The organism is Bifidobacterium sp. ESL0682 (genome assembly GCF_029392815.1).
GTDB lineage: Bacteria > Actinomycetota > Actinomycetes > Actinomycetales > Bifidobacteriaceae > Bifidobacterium.
This window is the reverse complement of the sequence record NZ_CP113942.1, coordinates 1,122,515-1,145,806: the sequence shown is the minus strand read 5'-3', so window position 1 is coordinate 1,145,806 and position 23,292 is coordinate 1,122,515. Positions and strand designations below refer to the sequence as shown.

Here is a 23,292-nt window from a genome sequence, read left to right as displayed (position 1 = left end):
TCTGAGAATGTCGTAGGATTACGGAGTTTACGTGCTAAAGCAGCGTAAACTCCGTAATAATATATTGTCTTTGATATGGAAAGTGGCACGATGAACGAATCTCAAAACCCGTTTGACAGCCCGGAACCGAACGGCAACGTTTTTCCGTCCAATGATTCGCAGCCGGCCGGGCAAGACTCGAGCCAAACACCGCGCAATGACGTTGATGCCACGTCCGGCAACGGCAATACCGGCGCGGTCGCCGAATCTCAATCCCAACCGGCTGTTGCGCAGCCGGAATACGGGCAGGTCAAAGTTCCGGAGTTCGGCGCAATGGCCAGCCAGTTCTCATCCAATTACAATCCATATGTGTACGGCAAGCCTGAACCGCCACGGCAGAACGGCAATGGCGACCAGCCTCGCCAGGGTTCCAACGTTCAAGGCAATGGTCAACAGCAGGGCGCCCAGTTCGGTAACCATGGCAACGGTATGGGTCAATATCAGGGCAACCAAGGCAACCCAAACAATCAAGGCAACATGCCATATGGCGGATATGGTCAGATGTCCGGCAATGGTTACGGCAATAACCAGAATTACCCTTACGGCCAGCCATACAACAACGGTCAAAATGTTCTGGGAGGCCCTGGTGCACCGGGTTATCAGCCCGACATCCGCAACGGTATCGATATGAACGATCCGGTTCAGAACCCGCTCAAGGGTCATTGGGACCCGATGGCGATTGTCTCGATTATCCTCTTGTTCCTGCCCATCACGTTCCTGCCGGTCATCACCGGAGCCGTTTCGATGTGGCGGACGAAGAAATACCATATGAAGGGTTTCTGGGTGGCCACCGTGTGCATGGTCCTGGGTGTGATTGCCACGCTCTTCGAGCTTTGGCTGGTTTCCAAAGGTATCGATATGAACAGCCTGATGCAGCAGATGATGGGTCAGTATGGTTCCGATGGCTCAGGCAGCTCCGGTAGCGGTGACCAGTTCAGTGCCTAAGACCGCAGAAAAGTATCTCAAATGTCCTCATTTCAACAATGAAATGAGGACATTTTGCTTAGTGTTGGAAGAAACCTACTATATAAATGCTTACTCAATGATGAATTATTATTCATATATCGGATTCTTGCTACGAAGTAATCGATATATTTATTTATGACAGTCAAGGCAGCTATGTTGTGTTATTTACGTTTTCGCACCAAAGACATAAAATGACTGTCCAGTATGTGAATGTATAAGTATACGTCACTGTGAATATATGTAGTGTTGGCATCAACTTTTAGGAAGGGGATGCCATGGGCAGGTTGACGGTGGCGGTGGCTGGGGCCAGCGGATACGCCGGGGGTGAGATGCTACGGATATTGGCGGAGCATCCGTCGTTCGAAGTCACTACGGTGACGGGCGACTCTTCAGCCGGGGACAAGCTCGGCAAACATGTGCCGCATATTCCGGTGCTTAAGGACATGGTCATTGAGCCGACCACACCCGAAGCGCTCAATGGACACGACATCATCGTGCTAGCGCTGCCTCATGGCGTGTCCGGGGCGCTGGCCGAAAAGCTGCATGCCAATCGCGTGATAGTCGATCTTGGGGCCGACCACCGCCTGGAATCCAGTGATGCGTGGGCACAATATTACGGTGGCAAGTTCCATCAGCCTTGGGTCTACGGTATGCCTGAGCTGATCGTCGGTAAGAACGCTGCGGGTGATTATATATGCCAACGCGAAAAGCTTTTGGGTAATGTTCGACGAGTTGTAGATGGCGGTGACAATGATGCCATCGAAGACCGTCAATCGACAGACTGCCACTCGGTAACGGCGGCGGAGACAGAAGGGGTTGCAGGTGTCAAATTCGTCGCTGGACCCGGATGCAATGTCACGGCGGTAACGTTGGCTTTCCAGCCGGCGGTTGCTGAAGGACTGGTGCAAGCTGACGACATTGTGGCTGATTTGGCGGTCGGCTATTCCGGGGCAGGCAAGAATCTCAAACGGCCGAATCTTTTGGCTGCCGAGGCTTTCGGTTCGGCGATGCCGTATTCGGTAGGTGGGGTTCATCGGCATATTCCTGAGATTGTGCAGAATCTTGCGCATGCGGCCTGCGCCGACATGAATGACAAGAAGAGTCTCGCTTCGTCAGGGTCCGAACGTCATTTCAACCAAGAAATTGACATGGATGATGCTGACGATGCAAGCAGCAACGGGCTTACGAATGTTCGAGAGAATAATGCTTTCTCGTGCAGTGAATTAGCGAAGGGCATCAGGGTTGGTTTTACGCCGATATTGGTACCCATGTCCCGCGGCATTCTTGCCGTGGTCTCCGCCAAATTGAGCGACAAAGGTGCGGCGATGGGCGATGCGGATATTCGAGCTGTATGGCTCAAAGCCTATGAGGGCCAGCGGTTCATCCAATTGCTGGGTGAAGGCGAGATGCCTGTAACAGCTAACGTGCTGGGCTCCAACACGGCCGAGGTACAGGTCGCGGTTGATCGATGTGCCGGCCGCTTGTATGGCTTCGCGGCCATCGACAATCTGAACCGTGGAACGGCCGGGCAGGCGGTGCAATCACTGAATATTGCGCTCGGGCTTCCCGAAGATCAAGGGCTGACAACGATAGGGGTGACGCCATGAGCGTGACATTTGCAAAGGGATTTTCGGCCGCCGGCGTCAACGCGGGCATTTCGGCCAACAAAGCGAAGAACGATCTGGCATTGGTGGTTAACAACGGGCCGCTAGACACTGCGGCTGGGGTCTTCACTACCAACCGTTTCTGCGCGGCACCGGTTCAATGGTCGCGCAAAGCCGTGGCCGATGGGCATATCAAGACGGTCGTACTCAACTCCGGTGGAGCCAATGCCTGCACTGGTGAAGAGGGATTCGGGCAGAGTGCAGCCAGTGCGGCCAAGGTTGCGCAGGTGCTCAACGATGGGGCAGTGGGTTCCAACAATGTTGCGGCAAACGATAAAGCGGACAGCGCCAATTCGAGGCGGCATTCGGATGCAACCGTTGCGGCAACTGATGAATCGCGCATTGCTGTCAATGACGTTGCAGTATGCTCCACCGGCTTGATTGGCGAGCTGCTGCCATTGGACAAGGTGCTCAGTGGCGTGGAAGGTGCTGCGACGGCACTTGATAACGGCGAGCAGGCCGGGATGGACGCGGCGACGGCTATCATGACCACGGACACCAAGCCGAAAACCGTGAAACTGCAAGGTTCCGGCTATCGCGTAGGTGGTATGGTCAAGGGCTCGGGGATGATTGCTCCGCAACTGGCCACCATGCTCTGTGTCATCACCACCGATGCCGTAGTCAATTCCTCGCAATTGCAGGAGGCGTTGTCGGCTGCCGTCGACAAGTCGTTCAACCGTATCGACGTGGACGGCTGCATGTCCACCAATGATACGGTGTTGCTGCTTGCTTCCGGGGCTTCCGGCGTCGTGCCTGAGGCCAACGAATTTGCGGATCTGGTCCGCCAAGCGTGCGCCAGTCTGGCTCGGCAGATCATTGGTGACGGTGAGGGATCCAGCCATGACATCAAGGTAACGGTGAGCGGGGCGGCAACTGAAGACGCGGCCCTTGCCTGCGCCCGTGCTGTGGCGGGCTCGAACCTGTTGAAATGTGCGATCAGCGGCAATGACCCGAATTGGGGACGTATCGTCAGTTCGTTAGGCACTGTTCCGGTTACTGTGGCCACTTACGAACCCAGCAAGGTGACCGTGGATATCAATGGCGTACGTGTCTGCGAACGTGGCGGTGCAGGTGTTGACCGATCCGAGGTTAGTATGGTCGACCGCGAAGTCGATATCGACATCAATCTCAACCACGGCGACGAAAACGCCACGGTTTGGACGGACGATCTCACGCACGAGTACGTGCATATCAATGCCGATTACGAATCCTGACATGCACTTGGCGATGTTCAAACCAGCGAGTGGCACGTCTCCTGCAAGTCGCTTCAAGAATGACTTTTCGGCATGAACTTGCAACGTTCTCTCAAATGATAGTGAAGTACTGTGTATCTTTAATTATCGAATTATGATAATGCGATGGCAGCAAGAAGAAGGGCTCTGATGACAGCGCAAGGAAAGCAAATCACTGAACCGATGCCGGAAGATTCCGGACACACGTTCAATGTACACAACGATCTTAGGGATGGGCAGAAGGCCGAGGTGCTCATCGAAGCCCTGCCGTGGCTCGAGGAATTCGCTGGGCAACGCATTGTGATTAAATATGGCGGCAACGCAATGGTCGACGAGCACCTGAAGCGCTGCTTCGCACAGGATATGGTCTTTCTCCGTCAGGTCGGCATGCATCCGATTGTGGTGCATGGAGGAGGCCCGCAGATTTCCTCCATGCTCAAGGATCTTGGCATTCATTCTCAATTCAAGGCAGGTCTGCGTGTGACGACCCCGGGAATCATGAAGGTGGTTCGCATGATTCTCACCGGTTCCGTTTCGCGCGAGCTAATCGGTTTGATCAACGCGCACGGTCCTCACGCCGTGGGGCTTTCTGGGGAGGATGGCTCATTGTTTGGTGCCAGACGTTACCGTCCGCTGATCGACGGGGTGGAAACCGACATCGGATTGGTGGGCGAGGTCACCGAGGTCAACCCTTCGGCGGTGGAAAGTCTGATTGCGCAAGATCGGATTCCTGTGGTCTCATCGATTGCACCCAACGCCGAAGATCCTACACAGGTATTCAATGTCAATGCCGACTCTGCCGCCGCTGCTCTTGCGGTGGCCTTGCATGCTCGCAAGCTGGTCATTCTCACCGATGTGGACGGCCTCTATGCAGACTGGCCTGACAGGAATTCGTTGATTAGTTCCATTGGCATCGACCGTCTGCGTGAAGTGCTGCCGAAGTTGCAAAGCGGCATGGTGCCGAAGATGCGCGCTTGCGTGCGCGCGCTCGATGGAGGGGTGTCGAGAGCGCACATCATCGATGGCCGTCAACCGCATTCCATTTTGAATGAGGTGTTCACCAGCGCGGGAATCGGCACCATGGTCGTGCCGGGTGATGGCATGAAACTGCGACGAAATCGGAACGTGCAAAACGATGATGCGGATGAGCCCACTAAGGGCCGTTAATTTGAATATATGAGATATCGCGATGTCATATAGACATCAACTTCGATCTAATCATCGCAATCCGATAACGCACTGGCGACAAATCCACTGACAATGAATTATCAAAAAACTTAGAAGGTGCAAGAGTATGAACAACAACAATCCGGAGACGAGGACAGCAGATAGCTTGGTCAATGAATCCGAAACTGGTCAGACTCCGATCGGCTCGGAAAGCAAGCAATGGATCGCGCAATACGAGGAGGTGCACACCCACGCCTTCGGCACGCCACTGCGAGTGATGGACCGCGGCCAGGGCATGCGCATCTGGGACGTGGATGGCAACGAGTATCTCGACTTCCTTGCGGGCATCGCCGTCAACTCGCTGGGTTATGCGCATCCCCAATGGGTCAAGGCAGTCAATGAACAAGCGCAGAAAGTCGCGCATGTCAGCAACTATTTCGCTTCTGTGCCGCAAATCAAGTTGGCGGAGAAGCTACTCGAGATTGCCGGGGCGCCCGAAGGATCGCGTGTCTATTTCGGCAATTCCGGAGCCGAAGGCAATGAGGCTGCCATGAAAATGGCAAAACTGTACGGCAAGACATTGTCTGGTGGTGACCCGGAAAAGGGTGGTGCGCCGGCACGAATCATCGCGCTGACCAAGGGGTTCCACGGTCGGACAATGGGCGCTCTGAGCGCCACATGGAAGCTTTCGATTCGTGAGCCGTACAACCCGCTGCTTCCTGCCGTTGAGTTCGTGGAGGCCGGAGACTTGCGGGCGATGCGCGATGCGTTCGACAAGACTGGCCAAAATGGCGTGGGTCCGGTAGCCGCGGTGATGATGGAACTCATTCAGGGCGAGGCAGGCGTATGGCCGCTTGACCCGTCGTATGTCAAAGGTGTTCGTCAGCTTTGCGACGAGCATCATGCGCTGATGATCATCGACGAGGTACAGACCGGCATCGGACGCACCGGCAAATGGTTTGCCTTCCAACGGGAGGACCTCTCCGGCGGCATTATCCCCGACATCATCACCTTTGCCAAGGGCGTCGCCGGTGGATTCCCAATGGGTGGCATGATTGCGTTCGGTAAGCCTTTGGCTTCGCTCTTTTCGCCGGGGCTGCACGGCTCGACCTTCGCCGGCGGTCCGCTCGCTGCGGCGGCCGGCCTGGCGACATTGCAGGTTATTGAAGAAGACGAGTTGGTGTCCAACGCTGAGGTGCGTGGCCAGCAATTGCGCAACGGCATTATGACCTGCGGCAATCCGTTGTTCGTTTCCGTGCGTGGCCGGGGTCTGCTCAATGCCATCCAGCTTGCGCATCCTTGCTCTCACGCCGCGATGAACTGGGCTCTGGACCACGGCCTGATTGTCAACGCTGTCGCGTCCGATGCTTTGCGTCTCGCGCCACCGCTGATCGTCACCGCCGCCGATGTGGATGAGGCGGTGTCGATTCTGGCTCAGATTCCGTCGGATTTGCCGGACGACTGAAAGTATATATACCAATATGCGGATAGAACACGAATATTTGGTAATTATGCGGTATATTTTAGGTAGATGATGCGTTTGATTAGTGAAACGCGATGATAAGGAGACGCTATGGCAGGTCAATTGCGGCATATGCTGCGTGATGATGATGTCACCCATGATGAGCAAAAGGAAATACTCGAACTGGGCATGAAGTTCTGGAAGAATCGCTATTACCGTCGGCCTTTCGAAGGCCCGCAAGGGGTGGCGGTGATTTTCGACAAGCCCAGCACGCGTACGCGGTCCAGCTTCTCCGTCGGAGTCGCGGAACTTGGCGGCTACCCGTTGGTTATCGACAAGTCCGGTTCCCAGCTGGGTCGCGGTGAGCCGGTGGCCGACACGGCACGCGTACTCACTCGCATGACCAGCGCCATCGTCTGGCGAACCTTCGGCCAGGACCGTGTGGAAACGATGGCAACATATGCCACTGTTCCTGTGGTCAACGCTCTGACCGACCAGTTCCATCCCTGCCAAATTCTCGCCGATTTCCTCACTATTGCGCAGCATCGCGGGGAGTCGACGCGCTCAAAGGTATGACCATCGCCTACTTGGGTGATGCGGCCAACAACATGTCGAATTCCTACCTGTTGGGCGGTGCAACCGCTGGCATGAATGTGCGCGTTGCCGGGCCGGAGGGCTTCCTGCCTGACCCGACAATCGTCGCAGATGCCGAACGTATAGCAGCCGAAAACGGCAGTTCGATTCTGGTAACCACCGATCCGCGCGAAGCCGTGGCCGACGCCGATTGCATCTTCACTGACACGTGGGTCTCAATGGGCGAGGAGGGCGAATATGCCGTGCGTTCCAAGCCGTTCTGGAATTACCAGGTCAACGACGAACTGATGAAGCTCGCCAAGCCGGATGCGATGTTCCAACACTGCCTGCCTGCCTACCGAGGCAAGGAAGTCACGGCAAGCGTCATCGACGGACCACAATCGGTGGTATGGGACGAGGCCGAGAACCGGTTGCACGCGCAGAAGGCGCTGCTTACCTGGTTGATCGGCAAACAGCGAGATGACAAGGATTTGCTCAAATGACCGATATGGAGGATTCTGACATTACCAACGTTATGGATGCACAAAACGATATTTCCATGCATACAAATGATTTACAGGACGGCTTGCAGTCCGATGGCTCACAGGACGAGCCGGTGCTGCGTCATCCGATGAACCGAACGGCGCGTCTGAGCGTAATTCAGGATATTTTGACCAATTCGGTGGTTTCCTCGCAGGCTCAGCTTTCACAGCTATTGGCCGATCGGGGCATTGAGGTCACACAAGCCACACTGAGCCGCGACCTCGATGAGATGAAAGCGGTCAAGACCAGGCTCAAGAGCGGCGAGATGGCGTATACGCTTGGCGTTGAGCCGGAGCATGATGACGTAACTGCTGAGAAAATCGATCAGCAGCTTTCGCGCGGACTTTCAGGGTTGATTACCTCGGCTGCGGCCGCGCGCAATCTGGTTATTGTGCATACCCCGTCTGGTGCGGCGCAATACATGGCCAGCGTCATCGATAAGCAGCCGATTGACGACATTTTGGGCACGGTTGCCGGCGATGACACGGTGCTGTTGGTGTGTAGCGACGATGACGCTGCGGTCGGACGTGTGAAATGGTTGCTCGATATCGTTTCGCGTGGGCAAGGCGCCAATAAACGATAACGGCCAATGCAATATATGCATTGTTCGCCCTGATTTTGAGTGGATGTGCGAGCGAAGCTGTCTCAAAATTCGGACAAACCACAAATCAAATTGAATATTTATACGAACCGACGTATATTAAACGTATAAAGCTTTGAAGAAAGGGCTGTTATGAGCGAAAAGAACCGCATCGTACTCGCATATTCCGGGGGTCTCGACACTTCTGTGGCCATTCCGTACTTGAAGGAGCGCACCGGCAAGGATGTCGTCGCCGTCTCTCTGGATGTCGGTCAGGGTGGTGAAAGCCTTGAGACCATTCGCCAGCGCGCGCTGGCCTGCGGTGCCGTCGAGGCGTATGTCGTTGACGCCCGTGAGGAATTCGCCAAGGAATACTGCATGTTGGCGCTCAAGGCCAATGCCAGTACGAAGGCGTCTATCCGCTGGTTTCCGCCATTTCTCGTCCATTGATTTCCAAGCACCTCGTGCGTGCCGCCCACCAGTTCGGTGCCGACACCATCTCGCACGGCTGCACCGGCAAAGGCAACGACCAGGTGCGTTTCGAGGTCTCCATCGCCTCGATTGACCCGGAACTCAAGGCCATTAGCCCGATTCGTGACCTCTCGCTCACCCGCGACGTCGAGATTCAGTTCGCGAAGGACCACGATCTGCCGATCACGCAGACCGAAAAGAGCCCGTATTCCATTGATCAGAACGTCTGGGGCCGCGCCATCGAGACCGGTTTCCTCGAGGATCCGTGGAACGGACCGACCAAGGACTGCTACACCTATACCGACGACCCGGCCTTCCCGCCGGTTGAAGATGAAGTCGTCATCGAATTCAAACAGGGTGTGCCGGTGCGTATCGACGGCAAGGATGTCACCCCGCTGCAGGCCATCGAAGAGATGAACCGTCGTGCCGGAGCCCAGGGCATCGGCCGCATCGATCTGATTGAAGACCGTCTGGTCGGCATCAAGTCGCGTGAACTTTACGAAGCGCCAGGTGCTGTGGCGCTCATCACTGCACACGAAGAGCTGGAGAACTGCTGCCTCGAACGCGAACAGCATCGTATCAAGCGCGACATTGACAAGCGCTGGTCCGAACTGGTCTATGACGCTCAATGGTTCTCGCCTGCAGTCCGCTCGCTCAACGCGTTCATCGAAGACACGCAGCGCTACGTCTCCGGTGAGATTCGCATGGTCATGCATGGAGGACGTGCCGTGGTCACCGGCCGTCGCAGCGACTCCTCGCTCTACGATTACAAGCTCGCCACTTATGATTCCGGTGACACCTACGACCAGAACGCCTCCAACGGATTCATCTCGATCTACGGCCTGCCCGACAAGGTTGCCGCCGCTCGCGACGTCAAATTCGGCAACGGCATCGAAGTGCCGGATAACTCCGTCGAATAATTGGTTTGGATTATTAAAACGTTGTTTAACAATCCTTATATTTCAGGTCACTGACTGTGGGGGAGGGACTGGGATATGCGATGTCCGACACGCTCCGGGCCGCTCTGGCCAAGTCTTTACGGTCGGACATCGCATATCCCAGTCCCTCCTTTGACTGATGAAAAATTGTGAAATTGACTATTTGATAATACGAGAAAGATGAATCTTTATGACGGAGCAGGATAATAAGGGGAATGAGCATCTGGCGCTGTGGGGCGGACGGTTTAAGTCCGGACCTTCGCCGGAACTAGCTAGGCTTTCTAAATCGACACAGTTTGATTGGCGGCTGGCCGACGATGACATCGCTGGGTCACGTGCTCATGCGCGAGCACTAGGTAAAGCCGGATTACTCAGCGATGATGAGTTAAAACAGATGGAAGACTCGCTTAACAAGTTGCAGAAACTCGTTGATTCGGGTGAGTTCGAGCCTGTCGAAGATGACGAGGACGAGGCAACCGCGCTGGAACGTGGTCTGCTCGAGATTGCAGGGGATGAGCTCGGCGGCAAGCTGCGCGCCGGACGTTCGCGCAACGACCAGATCGCCTGCCTCATCCGCATGTGGCTGCGCCGTCATGCGCGCACAGTCGCCAGCCTGGTGCTTGGAGTAGTTGACGCGTTGATTGGTCAAGCAGAGAAGGCCGGAGAAGCGGTGATGCCTGGGCGCACGCACATGCAGCACGCCCAGCCTGTTCTGCTTGCCCATCAGCTGATGGCCCATGTTTGGCCGCTGCTGCGCGATGTTGAACGGCTTGCCGATTGGGACAAACGCATGGATGAAAGCCCGTATGGCTCCGGCGCGCTGGCCGGCAACACACTTGGACTTGACCCGGAAGCTGTGGCCCATGAACTCGGATTCTCGCGAGTGACCGCCAATTCCATCGACGGCACAGCAAGCCGCGATCTGGTGACCGAGTTTTCGTTCATTGCCGCCATGATCGGCGTTGACCTGAGCCGTCTGTCCGAGGAAATCATCATCTGGAACACGCAGGAATTCGCCTTTGTGCGCCTCGACGACGCCTATTCCACCGGTTCCTCGATCATGCCGCAGAAGAAGAACCCCGACATCGCCGAGCTCACCCGAGGTAAGTCCGGTCGTCTGATTGGCGATCTGACCGGCCTGATGGCCACGCTCAAAGGCCTGCCGACCGCCTATGCACGCGATTTGCAAGAGGACAAGGAAGCCGTGTTCGACCAGGTCGACACTCTTGAGACCTTGTTGCCTGCCTTCGCCGGCATGGTGCGCACGATGGTCTTCGATCTCGATCGTCTCAAGGCCCAAGCGCCAACTGGTTTCGCCCTGGCCACCGATATAGCCGAATGGTTGGTCAAACAGGGTGTTCCGTTCCGCCACGCCCACGAGCTTTCCGGCGCCTGCGTCCAATTGGCAGAAGGCCGTGGCGTTGAGCTCTGGGATTTGAGCGACGACGATTTCGTCACTGTGTTTAAGGATTTCCTGTCTGCCGATGTCGCGCCCCAGGTTCGCAAGGTTCTTTCCGTAGAAGGTTCCGTCGACCAGCGTAACGGCAAGGGCGGTACCGCACCCGTCCGTGTACGCGAGCAGATTGTGGAAGCCAAGCAGGCGGCAGCGAAGGCTGAAGCGTTTGCCGATTCCGTCAGCGATGGACCGGCCTATGTAAAACCAGACACATTGAGGTGATTTCGACAACGCTCTGAGTACGATGGCATGCTGAAAGCTTGATAATAAGCGGAAAGGCGTGAGACGTATGACGTTGGGAATCGGGACTCCGGTGGCGACCCTTGAGGCATTGTGGGCGAAGCACACGATTCATTTGGCTGAGGCTCCCGGCGGGGAACCGTCTGGAATCAAGAAGTTCAAGGCCGCCGATGTCGAAAAGCATTCGGAGCAACCGTCGGCGTCTGACCCCTCTGTGCCTGATGCCGCTAAACCATTGACGGTCTGCGCCATTGGAGATTCCATGATCGCCGGTTGCGGCACACAAGACCAACAGGAGGGTCTTGTTCCCGACATCGCAGAGGGATTCGCTAGAGCTTTTCGGCGTGATGTCGCTTGGGAGGCGCATGGCAAGCTGGGCGCCACCATGCGTCGTGTGCGTTACCGGTTGCTTCCCGAAGTGCTCAAAACCGGCAAGACATTCGATATCCTCGTGCTTTGTGCTGGATCGAACGACATCATGGCGAACCGCACGCTCGACGAATGGCGGGATGACCTTGGCTCCGTACTCGAAGAGGCCAAGCCGCTGAGCGACCATATCGTCGTGCTGAGTCCCGGCCAGATGCAGCACGAGCCCTCGCTGGGTCGTGCTTTGCGTCGAGCGCTTGAGCGTGAGATGGACGAGCAGGCTGCGGTGAGCAAGAAAGTCTGTGCCGAATATCACGCAACCTACGTCGACATGATTCACGAGAACGTGCATGCCGACGCACCGGATTTCTTCTCGCCCGACCATTTCCATCCCAGCGCACAGGGCTACCAATACATGGTTGACGGCGTGATCGCCAAGCTCGGAAGCGCATTCGTGCAACAGTTTGAAGCCCAGTAACAGCTTGGTTTCCTTGCCAAGTGACCGCACTGTAAGATTCTGATTCCACTCAGTGGCCCCACTTCGTGGATACCAACAGCGGTGAAGATCCGGTTGAGTCAAGGTCAAGGAAATCCCACAATCGAGGCGACACTGCTGTGTCGCTGTCATCTGCGAAAATGGATTGGTTCAAGAGCCGTTCGGCTCTGGTTGTTTTGATACAAAAGAATAGGGGAATACGGTTATGGCTCACGTCACCAACTTCAAGGAAGCGGGATTCGACTCCCTCTTCGATGAATTGAACTGGCGCGGGCTGATTTCCCAGTCCACGGACCGGGATCAGCTCGCCAAAGCGTTGAACGATGGGCCGATTACCTATTACTGCGGTTTCGACCCCACCGCCGCCTCGTTGCACATTGGCAATCTCGTCCAGCTCATCAACATGCGTCATCTCCAGGAAGCGGGCCATCATCCCGTCGCTCTGGTCGGTGGTGCCACCGGTTTGATTGGCGATCCGCGTCAAAGCGGTGAACGCACCTTGAATCCCAAGGACGTCGTCGAAGGCTGGGCGCGCAGGCTCAAGAAGCAGATCGGCACGATTCTGGTGACCGATGGCGATAATCCAGTGCGTTTTGTCTCCAATTACGATTGGACAGCGCGGATGTCGGTCATCGATTTCCTGCGCGACGTGGGTAAGAACTTCCGCATGGGCACCATGCTCGCCAAGGACACCGTGGCGCGCAGACTCAAGTCCGATGAAGGCATCTCCTTCACCGAGTTCAGCTACCAGGTTCTGCAGGGCAACGATTTCCTGCATCTTTATGATGAATACAATTGCACGTTGCAACTCGGCGGTTCCGATCAGTGGGGCAACCTCACCAGCGGGCTCGACCTGATTCGCAAGGTGCGCGGCGAAAACGTCAACGTGTTCACCAGCCCCATCATCACCGACAGTCAGGGCAAGAAATTCGGCAAGTCCGAAGGCAATGCCGTCTGGCTCGACCCGACGATGCTGAGTCCCTACAAGTTCTATCAGTTCTGGTACAACCAGCCCGACGGCGAGATGCTGAAGCTTCTGAAGGCCTTCACTTTCCTGCCCAAGGATGAAATCGAGCGCCTCGCACACGAGGCCGAGGTCAACCCCGGCGCCCGTGAGGCCCAGAAGGCCCTGGCATGGGAAGTCACCAGCTTCGTGCATGGCGAGAAAACCACGCAGGAGGCGATTGACGCTGCTTCCGCGCTGTTCGGGCGTGGCGGCGACTTGAAGTCCATCGGTTCGGACATGCTGGAATCCTCCATCGAAGGCCTCAAGATCGAGAACGAGGAAGGCGAGAAGGTTTTCGCCAAGGCCGTCATCGGCGAACGCGTGGCTCAGGCCGCCGTCTCCGCAGGACTGTTCAAGTCGATTTCCGAGGCGCGCAAGACCATCAAGTCTGGTGGCGTCTATGTCAACAACGTGCGCGTCGAAGACCAGGACCAGGAACTGGACGGCGAGGACTTCCTAGCCGATCGTTTCGCGCTCATCCGGCGTGGCAAGAAAGCAGTTGGCGCTGTGGAGCTTGGCTGACGTCAGACCCCTCAACACGGCTATTAGAATCTAACAGAAGAAACAATATTTCGGTCGTCCCTCCCAATTCAGATATCGGGACGATCAAACTCAAGCAAAAGGTATAAGCAATATGGCAGAAGAACAGCGCGGCAACCGCGACGGCAACTCATACGGTCACGGTTCGTCCCGTTCTGGCGGCGGTTATAAGGGCCACGGCGGGTATCGTGGCAACAACCACGGTGGCTTCCATAAGGGTGGCCACGGCGGTTACCGTGGTCACGATGACGATCGACGTGGAGGATACCGCGGCAACGGCGGGCATCGCGACTTCCACCGTGACGACCGTCGTGACGGAGAACGCAGCGGCGGCTATCGCGGACACCATGACGGTGAACGTCGTGATTTCCATCGCGATGGCGAACGTGGCGGTTACCGCGGCGGAGATGATCGTAGGGACTTCCATCGCAATGATGATCGTCGTGGCGGCTATCGTTCCGGTGGTTATCGTGGCCATGACGACGATAGGCGTGGCGGTTACCGCGGCAATGGTGGACATCGCGACTTCCACCGTGACGGTGAACGTGGCGGTTATCGCGGTGACGGCGAGCGTCGTGATTTCCACCGTGACGACAGGCGTGACTTCCACAAGGGTGGATACCGGCACGACGATGACAGGCGTGGCGGTTATCGCGGTGGAGATGATCGTAGGGACTTCCATCGCAATGATGATCGTCGTGGCGGCTATCGTTCCGGCGGTTACCGTGGCCATGACGACGACCGTCGCGGTGGTTACCGTGGGCACGATGACGATAGGCGTGGCGGCTATCGTGGCAATGATCGTCGTGATGGCGAGCGTCGTGATTTCCATCGCAATGATGACCGCAGGGGCGGCTATAACTCCCGCGGCAATGATCGTAGGGACTTCCACCGTGATGATCGTCGTGATGGCGATCGCGGCGGATACAGGAGCTACAACAACCATCGCGACGACCGACGTGACGACCGTCGTGGCGGTTTCCACAATGACGGCCGCGAAGAATATATGCATAATGGTCCGCGCCGCAATTCCGACGGCACGATGTCTTTCCCCTCGCAGAACCCGTATACCGACCGTCGCCCCGGTGAGCCGCGTATGCCCAAGGGCATGGAGTGGTCGATGCTTTCCAAGGACGAGAAGGAACGTCTGAGGGGACTTTCCAAGGAACATGCCGAGAACACCGGACTGCACATCCTTGCCGCCTATGCGCTTGAGGAAAGCGACCCGAAGGCTGCACGTGATCACGCCGAATGGGTGGCCCATCAGGCCTCCCGCATCGACTTCTCTCGCGAGACGCTGGCGTTCATCACCTACCGTCAAGGCGATTACAAGACCGCGCTGAAGGAATTCCGTACCGCGCACCGCATGAACGGTTACAACGACTATCTGCCGTTCATTGCCGACTGCGAACGTGGAATTGGCAATCCCAAGCGCGCCATCGAAATGGCGATGTCCGACGATGCCAAGACGCTTTCCGGCGAATCCAAGGCTGAGATGTTCCTGGTCTATGCCGGCGCGCTCGGTGACCTCGGGCTTTGGGACAAGGCCACCGACGTGGTCAGCAAGTTGGCTGACACCAAGGGACTTCCCGGTGCCTATCGCATGCGTGCACTTCAGGCCGAGCAGTACTTCCTTGAGGAGTCCGGACACGGGGATGAGGCCGCTGACCTTGACACCGTCATCGAGCAGCTTGAAAACAAGTATGCAGACGAGGATGAGGACGACGAGAACGCCGAAGAAGTGGTCATCGATTACGACCTCGAACGTCTGCCGGACGATATGATGGAAGAACTCGGCATCACCGAGGACGATGCGCAGTATGCGCCCGATCCTTATGAAGATGACGAGGATTATGACCGCGATTCGGATTCTGACGAGTCTGATGAAGATGCGGATGGTCAGGATTCCGAATCCGACGAAGCTGCAGGCGAGGAGTTGGATACGGACGCCGATACCGACGACCAGTCTCAGTCCGCTCTTGACCCCGAGACTCCGGAAGCGCAGGAAAGCGCCGAAGCCACGGCCAAGGAAAACGCTGACAGTTCCGAAATCGTCAACGAATCCGGCGAACCGGATGAATCCGAGGACTCCGAGGACTCCGAGGCTGAGCAAGAGGCTCAGGGTGAAGTCGGTGAGGACGACGAGGCGGAAACCGAAGGCGACGCGGATGAGGATGAAAACGAGTTGCCCGCCGAAGAAGCCGCCGAAGGCGTCAATAGTTCCGAAGATCCTGCTGTAGAGCAGGAAGTCGCGGACGAAAAAGACGAGTCTGGCGAGGAAGAGTAAGGCAAACAGTGCTCAAGGCTACCGAAGAACCGATTGAACAGGCCTATGGTCTCGCATTGCTTGATCTCGATGGTGTGGTCTACCGGGGCAATGACCCGGTGGATTACGCCAGCGAATCCATCACCAAGGCACAGCAGGCTGGGATGACGGTGGAATATACCACCAACAATTCCTCGCGCTATCAGCAGACCGTGGCCGATCAGCTTCGCGGCTTCGGTTTGGAGGTCGAGCCTTGGCAGATCATCACTTCTTCGGTGGTCGCCGCGCGTATGGTGGCCCGTGCAGTGCCGAAAGGCGCCAAGGTCTTCATGGTCGGTGCCGGTCATCTGCATGAGGAATTGGAGAAACAAGGCCTCACTGTCGTCGATCGGGTTGAAGACAATCCGGTTGCCGTCGTGCAGGGATGGTATCCGGAAGTCACCTGGAACGAGTTCGCCAATGCCTCGTTTGCCGTGGAGCGAGGGGCCCAGTATTTCGTGACAAACAGGGATCTGACGATTCCGCGCGAGCTGGGCATTGCTCCGGGCTCCGGCGCGATGGTCCAGGCCGTCATCACCGCCACCGGTGTTGAACCGGTGGCTTCCGCCGGCAAACCAGAGTCGGCGATGTATGATGAGGCACGACTGTTGGCTTCGCACGATGGTGCCACGTTGGTGCCGAAGGAGCGTTGCCTCGCCATCGGCGACAGGCTCGATACCGACATCGAGGCTGGTAATCGTGGCGGCTATGATTCTCTCGTTGTACTTACCGGTGTTGCCGATCCGAAGCAGTTGATGCTCGCGGCACCACATCTGCGGCCGACCTATATCGCGCGTGATTTGCGTGATCTTCATCAGACGATGCCGGCACCGCATTCGGTGTCGACGACCCAGTGGCAATGCGAAAACGCCACGGCTGAGCTTGTCGGAGACGAGGTGCGTGTCAGCGATGTTCAGGACATCAATGCGTTGCGTGCCGCGTGCGCTCTGCTTTGGAACCTGGTTGACAACGAGAATGTTGATACCGAGAATCTGCGGCTTCCTGATTTCAAACTTTAGGAGGATCGATCATGGCTTCGCAATATGGTCAAGGTTCTCAGGCTGGCGAATCCGATGGCACTGACATGCCAAGTGAAGCCTCTGTTGAGACTCTGCGTGAGCGTCACCCTGAACTCAACGGTCTTGCTGCCATGAATGATGAACAGAAAATCGATATGTTCCAAGGCATTCTTGCCGATCTTCGTGAGGACTTGGACAACCAGCAAAGAGCGTAAATCTTCCGTTATCAACAATGCTTGGAAAGGATGAATGAGATGCGTTTGGACGCTTATATGGCTGCTGCGGATTTGGCGCACAGCCGCACCCAGGCGCAGCGTCTCATTCATTCCGACAAGGTTCGCGTCGACGGCCGGCTTATTTCCAAAACTTCTTTTAACGTTGCCGACGGAACGGATGTTTCCGTCGATCAAGGTGACGATTATGTTTCCCGTGGCGCCTACAAATTGCTTGGCGCCTTCGAACAGTTTGCCAGTGACGGCCTGCCAACTCCTAAAGGCCAATATTGTCTGGATATAGGTGCTTCCACAGGCGGTTTCTGCGATGTGCTGCTTCGCCATGGTGCTGAGCAGGTCATCGCTTTGGACGTGGGACATGGACAACTTGACTCACGCATCTCCTCGAATCCTCGCATTATCGAGATGAGCGGCGTCAATATCCGCGATGTGCAACCGGAGGACTTGCCGTATCGTCCCTCGTTCATTGTCTCCGATGTGTCGTTCATTTCGCTGACGTATGTGATTCCTGTCGTCGCGAGAATCGCTTCAAAGCCGTCGGATATCGTACTTCTCGTCAAGCCGCAATTCGAGGTGGGCAAGGGCCATCTCGGCAAAAACGGCGTGGTCGAGGACTCTAGGCTACGTCAGAAAGCACTGGAAACGGTCTGCAATTGCGCCGAGACCAATGGACTTAAGGTGGTGTCCACCTGTCCGTCGCCAATACAAGGCACACACGGCAACGAGGAATACCTGCTCTACGCGACCTTGCGCTGAAGTCCATCATCATCTTCCTCCTTCCATGGGTGTTCGATGACAGTTACACTGGAAGTCCTGTCCAGTTTCAAATCATCGTCATATAACACTTTCCGAGCATGGGTATTGCCCGACAGACATACGGTATCGGCAATGATACTGCCGCAAATGGTGTTGGAAAGCGTCACCGTTCTGGCTTCGATACCTTCTATCTCGTTGGGTTTGAGGTATTCGCTCATGCCGAAGCGTTCGAACATCGCGGTATGCATCGGCTGTACTGAAAGACTGTCGGCTTCGAGGTGTTTATGAACGTTGATGTGTCCGATAATGTTGGCGTTACGAGCCTGAAACGAACGGGTGTCGACTAGCCCGTTGACGCGGATTCGTTCACGAATGGCCAAGTGTTGATTGCAGATGAGGTCACCGATGAAATCGACATGGGTGGAACGTATCGACGCAGAGGCACGGATGCTGCCGTGCCCGGAAATTGAATCCGAGATGATATCCGATGAACTGCTGAGCAAACCGCCATCGAGTATTATCCGTCTCCCTTGGCATATTCCTGTTTGCAGGATTCCCTTGACTACCAACGTGTCGAAGGTGGCATGTTCGGAAAGTACAGCGTTGCCGTGGGTGATGAGGACGTCGTAATCGCCATCCTTGACAAGGCCTCCAAAGGTGTTGAGATTCATCCTCACCCTCTTTCGTGTCTCTTTCGTTCTTCTTTGCAGCGTCTGTAATGGTAAAGACCTGTCTCTTGTCTACCGGTTCTCCGAGCCAATGGAAAGCTCAATGCCGAAAAATAGGTAAAAATCAAGAAATCTTGATTTTTCTCAAGATTTCCTTCAAGTTTTTCAAGCAAGAATTCGAATCACGCTTGGAATTGATGAGATTTCACTGTGATTCCAGGAAAGCGGGAGACGGTAACCACTTCATCCGTTATCTTGACGGCGCGGAGTAAGCTCGTGGTTGTAGACACTATCCGGTTAGGATATGGATAAAACGTCGATTTGATATCGACGATGGAAACGAAAGAGGCAAGACGATGAGCGGGAAGCGGCATGCGGTTGTGGTCACTCATGCTCGGCTGCGCGAGACCAGTCTTCTGGTGCGTGAGGCGGTCGAACAATTGCAGCATGCCGGTTTCGTCGTCAAGCTTGTGGAAAGTTTGGAGCCTCCGAAATTCGGTGAATGTTCGCAAGTGGTCAGCGATGATACCGAAATCGTGGTGGTGTTGGGCGGTGACGGCACGATTCTCGGTGCCGCCGAATTGGTGCACGATACTGAGATTCCGATTCTCGGAGTCAATCTTGGGCATGTCGGTTTTCTTGCCGAATTCGAAAGCTTCCAGTTGAGCGAAGCCATTGCTCGGGTGGCCGATTATGACTATTCCATCGATGAACGCAGACTGGCCAGCGTTTCCGTCACTTCAGCGGACGGAAAGAGAACGTTCAATGATTGGGCTTTGAACGATGTCACCGTCCAGCAGGAAGAACGTGACCACATGATCGAGCTGTCGGTGGGTGTCGATGGGGTAGAGGCCAGTTCATTCAGCTGCGATGGCGTCATTGTCTCCACGCCGACAGGCTCCACGGCTTATGCTTTTTCGGCAGGCGGGCCGATTATTTGGCCTGATGTTCAGGCGTTGCAACTGATTCCGCTGGCCGCCCATGCACTGTTCGCTCGTCCGATGATTATCGGCGAGCATTCGAGTTTCTCCGTCGATGTGCTGCCTGATTCGCTGACGGCCGGGTGGATTTGCTGCGACGGCAGGAGGAAGATGGAGCTTGAATATGGTTCCCGCACCACCGTTCGGCTCTCTTCTCATTCGTTGCGTCTTGCCAGTCTTTCAGGCGTTCCGTTCACCAACCGGCTCGTCACGAAATTCAACCTGCCAAGCGTCAGCCTGCGTCAGCGCTCACTGCTTGAGGAACGCAAACGTGAACATATGATCGCCAACGAAAACAAGGATCGGTCGCAGAACGCGACGAGCGACGATGCGTCTGAAAGGTGAAACCTGATGCTTGAGGAACTGGAAGTTTGTAACTTGGGGCCGATACGCTCTGCAGTGTTGGCTCCAAGTGCGGGCATGACTGCCATCACCGGTGAAACAGGTGCCGGTAAATCGATGTTGCTGAGCGCGATACGGCTCATTTCTGGAGCTACGGCCAACGTCGGACGGGTTGCCGCTGGAGCGGATTCGGCGTGGGCGCAAGGTATTTTCGATGTCGACGAGAACGGCAAGGCAGCCGGTCTCGCCCAGGATGCCGGTGTACTCGACACCGACGGTGAGGCTACCGACCCGGATCCCGACGAAATCGGGCGGTGCGAGCTTTTTCTTTCTCGTACGGTTCCGGCATCGGGACGTTCCCGGGCTGTGCTTTGCGGTCATAGTGTTCCCAGAAACGTGCTGGGCAAGGTCGCGGCTGAATTGGTGACCATTCATGGACAGGCTGATCAACTGCGGCTTGCCTCACCCGCACGGCAGCGGGAATTTTTGGATATGGCCGCCGATGACAAGGCAGAGAGGGAGTCTTATCGCGCGGCTTGGGAAAAGTTCCAGACGGTTGATGAACGACTTCGCAACCTCACCAATCAGGAGGCCTCTGCCCTGCAACGTGCCGATTATCTGCGGGAATCCATCGAACAGATCAACAAAGTCGACCCCAAACCTGGCGAGGATGAAGAACTTAAGGAAAAGCGTTCGCGTGTCGAGAATGCTGCCGGAATCGTACAGGGTGTCAGTTCTGCGCTTTCGGCATTGGACGCTTCGTCGGTTGATTCGGACAATGATGCACAAGGTGCGACGGATGCCATCAACCATGCCGTCCAAGCATTGCGTTCCATCCATATTGGAGGGACTTTTAGCGAGGCTGCAGAGCGCTTGGAATCGCTAAACGCCGATCTTTCCGATATCGTGTTCTCGCTTTCCAACGAAATGGATACCGACGAGGATGCAGAGGGTTTGGACGCGATCAACTCACGCATTCATGAGCTTGACGAACTGATTCGTCGCTGGGGGCCGACGCTTGAGGATGTCATAGCTTGGAGGGATAAGGCCGCATTCGAAGTTGAAGATCTCGATGCATCACCCGAAAAGCTTGACGAACTGAAGGCGCAACGCGAACAGGCGTTCGATGATGCCATGAAGGCGGCAGCTGTGCTGAGCAAGAAGCGCAAACTCGCAGCGGCGGCTTTGGCGGGCAGCGTCACCAAAGAGCTTTCTGCACTGGCCATGGCGGGCGCCGGTTTGGAGATTCGAGTGGTTCGTCGTGATGCGGTATCGTCCGGAGATTTGAAATCTGAGAATGATGACACCGTGAAGCATGTTTCCTCCGTATGGCCGTTGGATGCAACAGGCATTGATGACATCGAATTCTTGTTCACCCCATTCCCGGGCTCGCCACAGCTACCAATGGGCAAAAGCGCTTCTGGCGGTGAACTGAGCCGACTCATGCTGGCTCTGGAGTTGTCTGTCGCCGAAAAGCGAACCTCCGGTTCAAGCGATATGACGTTCATCTTCGATGAAGTCGACGCCGGAGTGGGCGGCAAGGCTGCTGTGGAACTGGGCAGGCGCATCGCGAAGCTGTCCCAAACCTCCCAGGTCATTGTGGTGACCCATTTGGCCCAGGTGGCCTCGTGGGCCGACACTCAATTCGTGGTCAGCAAAGGCAAAGCAGAATCCGAGAACTCTGGTTCAAAGGCAACAGTCGAGACAACGGTCAACGAGGTCACCGGTGATGCCCGTATCCATGAAATCGCCAGAATGCTCTCCGGTAGCGAATCCGCCACATCCCTCAGCCATGCCAAAGAATTGCTGGATTCCAGCAGACTATGAATGTATTCGCTTCAGGCTGTTAACTTGTACGAGTAAGTCCAGTTAGCTTCCTGTAGCATTAGCTGGTGGCTGGGATATGCGATGTTTGGGCATAAGACACGGCCGAGCGGCCAAGGAGCGTCCCGAACATCGCATATCCCAGCCACCAGCGACTTCCGTTATTACGTCAGAAAGAAGAATATGAAAGCGAACGAGGGCAAGGCGGCGATTTTCGACCTTGATGGGACACTGTTGGATTCCATGGATCTGTGGCATCAGATTGATATCGACTTCTTTGGACGTCGGCATATTCCGTTGCCTGATGACTATATGGCGAAGGTATCTTCGATGCGCTCCGATGAAGTGGCCCGCTATACCATCGAGCGTTTTGCGTTGCCGGAGACCGCCGATGATCTGATCGCCGAATGGAATCGGATGGCTGTGGAAGCGTATGCGCATGTCGATCCCAAGCCGAATGCTTCGCAGTATTTGCATTATCTCAAAGACAGCGGTGCAAGGCTTGCCGTGGCGACGTCGTTATCACCGGTGCTGCGAGAACCCGCGATGCAACATGTTGGTATAGCCGACTGTTTTGAGACGGTGATCAGTGTCGAGGAAACGCAAAGCATAAACAAGACCGATCCCGAAATCTACCTTCTCGCTGCGTCGCGTCTAGGTGTAGAGCCGTCGGACTGCACCGTGTTCGAAGACCTGTTGGACGCGGTGAGAACCGCAAAATCTGCGGGCATGCATGTGTGGGCAATGGAAGATGATTATTCATTGACAGATAGGTCGGCAATTGCGACGATTGCCGATGGAATGATTCATGATTTCGCCGATGCTCCAAAAGCGTTGTGAGACGAGTGCCGTTCAAAATAATAATGGATTTGTCTACAATGGCTTCGTGAGAGGCGTTGAAGCCTGTGATTGTAAAGAAACATCACTGTTATAGTCCAGACTTGCACAGTTGATATAACTGTTATATAGTTTTATTGAACAGTAAAACTGTTGGTATCAATCGAGAGTTTTGCTGCACACTGATCAGCAACAGAAAGGGGCATAGATGAAACTGATCATCTCATCCGTGTCCGGAGAACCGATCTACGAGCAAATCAAACGTCAAATCCGTGAGGCGGTGTTGAATGGTGAGCTCAAGAGTGGGGAAGCGTTGCCAAGCCTGCGCAAGCTGGCCCGAGAACTGCGTATCTCCGTGCTCACCGTCACCCGTGCCTACAACGAGTTGGCGGATGAAGGCATCATCGTCAATGTGCAGGGCAAGGTTCGTTCATCGCCGAGAAAGGCGACGAACGGATGAAGAAGAAGCTCACCGGCCAGGTGCGTAATGCTTTGCGCCAGGTGGGAGTGGCTGCCAAAGCCGCAGACATCCCCCTCATTGACCTGATGGATATGCTCGAGAACGAGTACAAGAAAGCCTAGCGGAAAT

Annotated in this window: 16 protein-coding genes and 4 pseudogenes; 19 read left to right on the top strand and 1 reads right to left on the bottom strand. The window is 55.7% G+C overall.

What is annotated here, in order from left to right; all coding sequences use genetic code 11:
- The first annotated feature begins 90 nt into the window (after positions 1-90).
- From OZX57_RS04965 to OZX57_RS04895, 15 genes and pseudogenes are all read left to right on the top strand, one after another.
- The gene (locus OZX57_RS04965) at positions 91-984 is read left to right on the top strand and encodes a hypothetical protein (protein WP_277161618.1); all 894 of its coding nucleotides are present in this window, start codon (positions 91-93) and stop codon (positions 982-984) included.
- Positions 985-1,280: 296 nt separating this feature from the next.
- Positions 1,281-2,612 (top strand): Asd/ArgC dimerization domain-containing protein, encoded by a 1,332-nt coding sequence (locus OZX57_RS04960; RefSeq protein ID WP_277161616.1) that lies wholly within the window; start codon positions 1,281-1,283, stop codon positions 2,610-2,612.
- A complete protein-coding gene (locus tag OZX57_RS04955; protein ID WP_277161614.1) occupies positions 2,609-3,883 on the top strand; it encodes a bifunctional ornithine acetyltransferase/N-acetylglutamate synthase in 1,275 nt (424 codons plus the stop codon). The genes OZX57_RS04960 and OZX57_RS04955 overlap by 4 nt, the downstream gene beginning before the upstream one ends.
- Positions 3,884-4,084: 201 nt before the next feature.
- Positions 4,085-5,068: an acetylglutamate kinase gene (gene argB / locus OZX57_RS04950; protein WP_277162944.1), complete on the top strand. Its 984-nt coding sequence runs from the start codon at positions 4,085-4,087 to the stop codon at positions 5,066-5,068.
- A 127-nt stretch (positions 5,069-5,195) separates the two neighbouring features.
- The gene (locus OZX57_RS04945) at positions 5,196-6,533 is read left to right on the top strand and encodes an acetylornithine transaminase (protein WP_277161612.1); all 1,338 of its coding nucleotides are present in this window, start codon (positions 5,196-5,198) and stop codon (positions 6,531-6,533) included.
- Positions 6,534-6,641: 108 nt separating this feature from the next.
- A pseudogene (gene argF / locus OZX57_RS04940) lies at positions 6,642-7,606 on the top strand (ornithine carbamoyltransferase).
- A gap of 56 nt (positions 7,607-7,662) precedes the next feature.
- The gene (argR, locus tag OZX57_RS04935) at positions 7,663-8,229 is read left to right on the top strand and encodes an arginine repressor (protein ID WP_277162943.1); all 567 of its coding nucleotides are present in this window, start codon (positions 7,663-7,665) and stop codon (positions 8,227-8,229) included.
- A gap of 150 nt (positions 8,230-8,379) precedes the next feature.
- Positions 8,380-9,617, top strand: a pseudogene (locus OZX57_RS04930) (argininosuccinate synthase).
- Positions 9,618-9,825: 208 nt separating this feature from the next.
- Entirely contained in the window at positions 9,826-11,313 is a 1,488-nt protein-coding gene (argH, locus tag OZX57_RS04925; protein WP_277161610.1) for an argininosuccinate lyase, read from the top strand.
- A gap of 67 nt (positions 11,314-11,380) precedes the next feature.
- Positions 11,381-12,175, top strand: a complete 795-nt coding sequence (locus tag OZX57_RS04920) for a GDSL-type esterase/lipase family protein (protein WP_277161608.1) — start codon at positions 11,381-11,383, stop codon at positions 12,173-12,175.
- 223 nt (positions 12,176-12,398) lie between these two features.
- Positions 12,399-13,721, top strand: coding sequence for a tyrosine--tRNA ligase (gene tyrS / locus OZX57_RS04915; protein WP_277161606.1), 1,323 nt, complete (start codon positions 12,399-12,401; stop codon positions 13,719-13,721).
- Between the two features lie 112 nt (positions 13,722-13,833).
- A pseudogene (locus tag OZX57_RS04910) lies at positions 13,834-15,717 on the top strand (helicase); the annotation flags it as partial.
- A 317-nt stretch (positions 15,718-16,034) separates the two neighbouring features.
- A complete protein-coding gene (locus tag OZX57_RS04905) occupies positions 16,035-17,063 on the top strand; it encodes an HAD-IIA family hydrolase (RefSeq protein WP_277161604.1) in 1,029 nt (342 codons plus the stop codon).
- A gap of 11 nt (positions 17,064-17,074) precedes the next feature.
- Positions 17,075-17,278 carry a hypothetical protein gene (locus tag OZX57_RS04900; RefSeq protein WP_277161602.1) on the top strand — a complete coding sequence of 68 codons (204 nt, stop codon included), beginning with the start codon at positions 17,075-17,077 and terminating at the stop codon, positions 17,276-17,278.
- A 39-nt stretch (positions 17,279-17,317) separates the two neighbouring features.
- The gene (locus OZX57_RS04895) at positions 17,318-18,052 is read left to right on the top strand and encodes a TlyA family RNA methyltransferase (RefSeq protein ID WP_277161600.1); all 735 of its coding nucleotides are present in this window, start codon (positions 17,318-17,320) and stop codon (positions 18,050-18,052) included.
- Here OZX57_RS04895 and OZX57_RS04890 read toward each other — a convergent pair.
- Entirely contained in the window at positions 18,034-18,723 is a 690-nt protein-coding gene (locus tag OZX57_RS04890) for a hypothetical protein (protein ID WP_277161598.1), read from the bottom strand. The two genes, OZX57_RS04895 and OZX57_RS04890, sit on opposite strands and share 19 nt — an antisense overlap.
- 353 nt (positions 18,724-19,076) lie before the next feature.
- Between OZX57_RS04890 and OZX57_RS04885 the strand changes: the two genes are divergently transcribed.
- The 4 genes and pseudogenes from OZX57_RS04885 (at position 19,077) to OZX57_RS04870 (ending at position 23,285) form a co-directional block, all read left to right on the top strand.
- Positions 19,077-20,045, top strand: coding sequence for an NAD kinase (locus OZX57_RS04885; protein ID WP_277161597.1), 969 nt, complete (start codon positions 19,077-19,079; stop codon positions 20,043-20,045).
- Between the two features lie 6 nt (positions 20,046-20,051).
- The gene (recN, locus tag OZX57_RS04880; protein ID WP_277161595.1) at positions 20,052-21,869 is read left to right on the top strand and encodes a DNA repair protein RecN; all 1,818 of its coding nucleotides are present in this window, start codon (positions 20,052-20,054) and stop codon (positions 21,867-21,869) included.
- Between the two features lie 180 nt (positions 21,870-22,049).
- On the top strand, positions 22,050-22,706 hold the full coding sequence (locus tag OZX57_RS04875) for an HAD family phosphatase (RefSeq protein WP_277161593.1): 657 nt from the start codon (positions 22,050-22,052) through the stop codon (positions 22,704-22,706).
- A 205-nt stretch (positions 22,707-22,911) separates the two neighbouring features.
- Positions 22,912-23,285 (top strand): annotated as a pseudogene (locus OZX57_RS04870) (GntR family transcriptional regulator).
- Positions 23,286-23,292 lie beyond the last annotated feature (7 nt).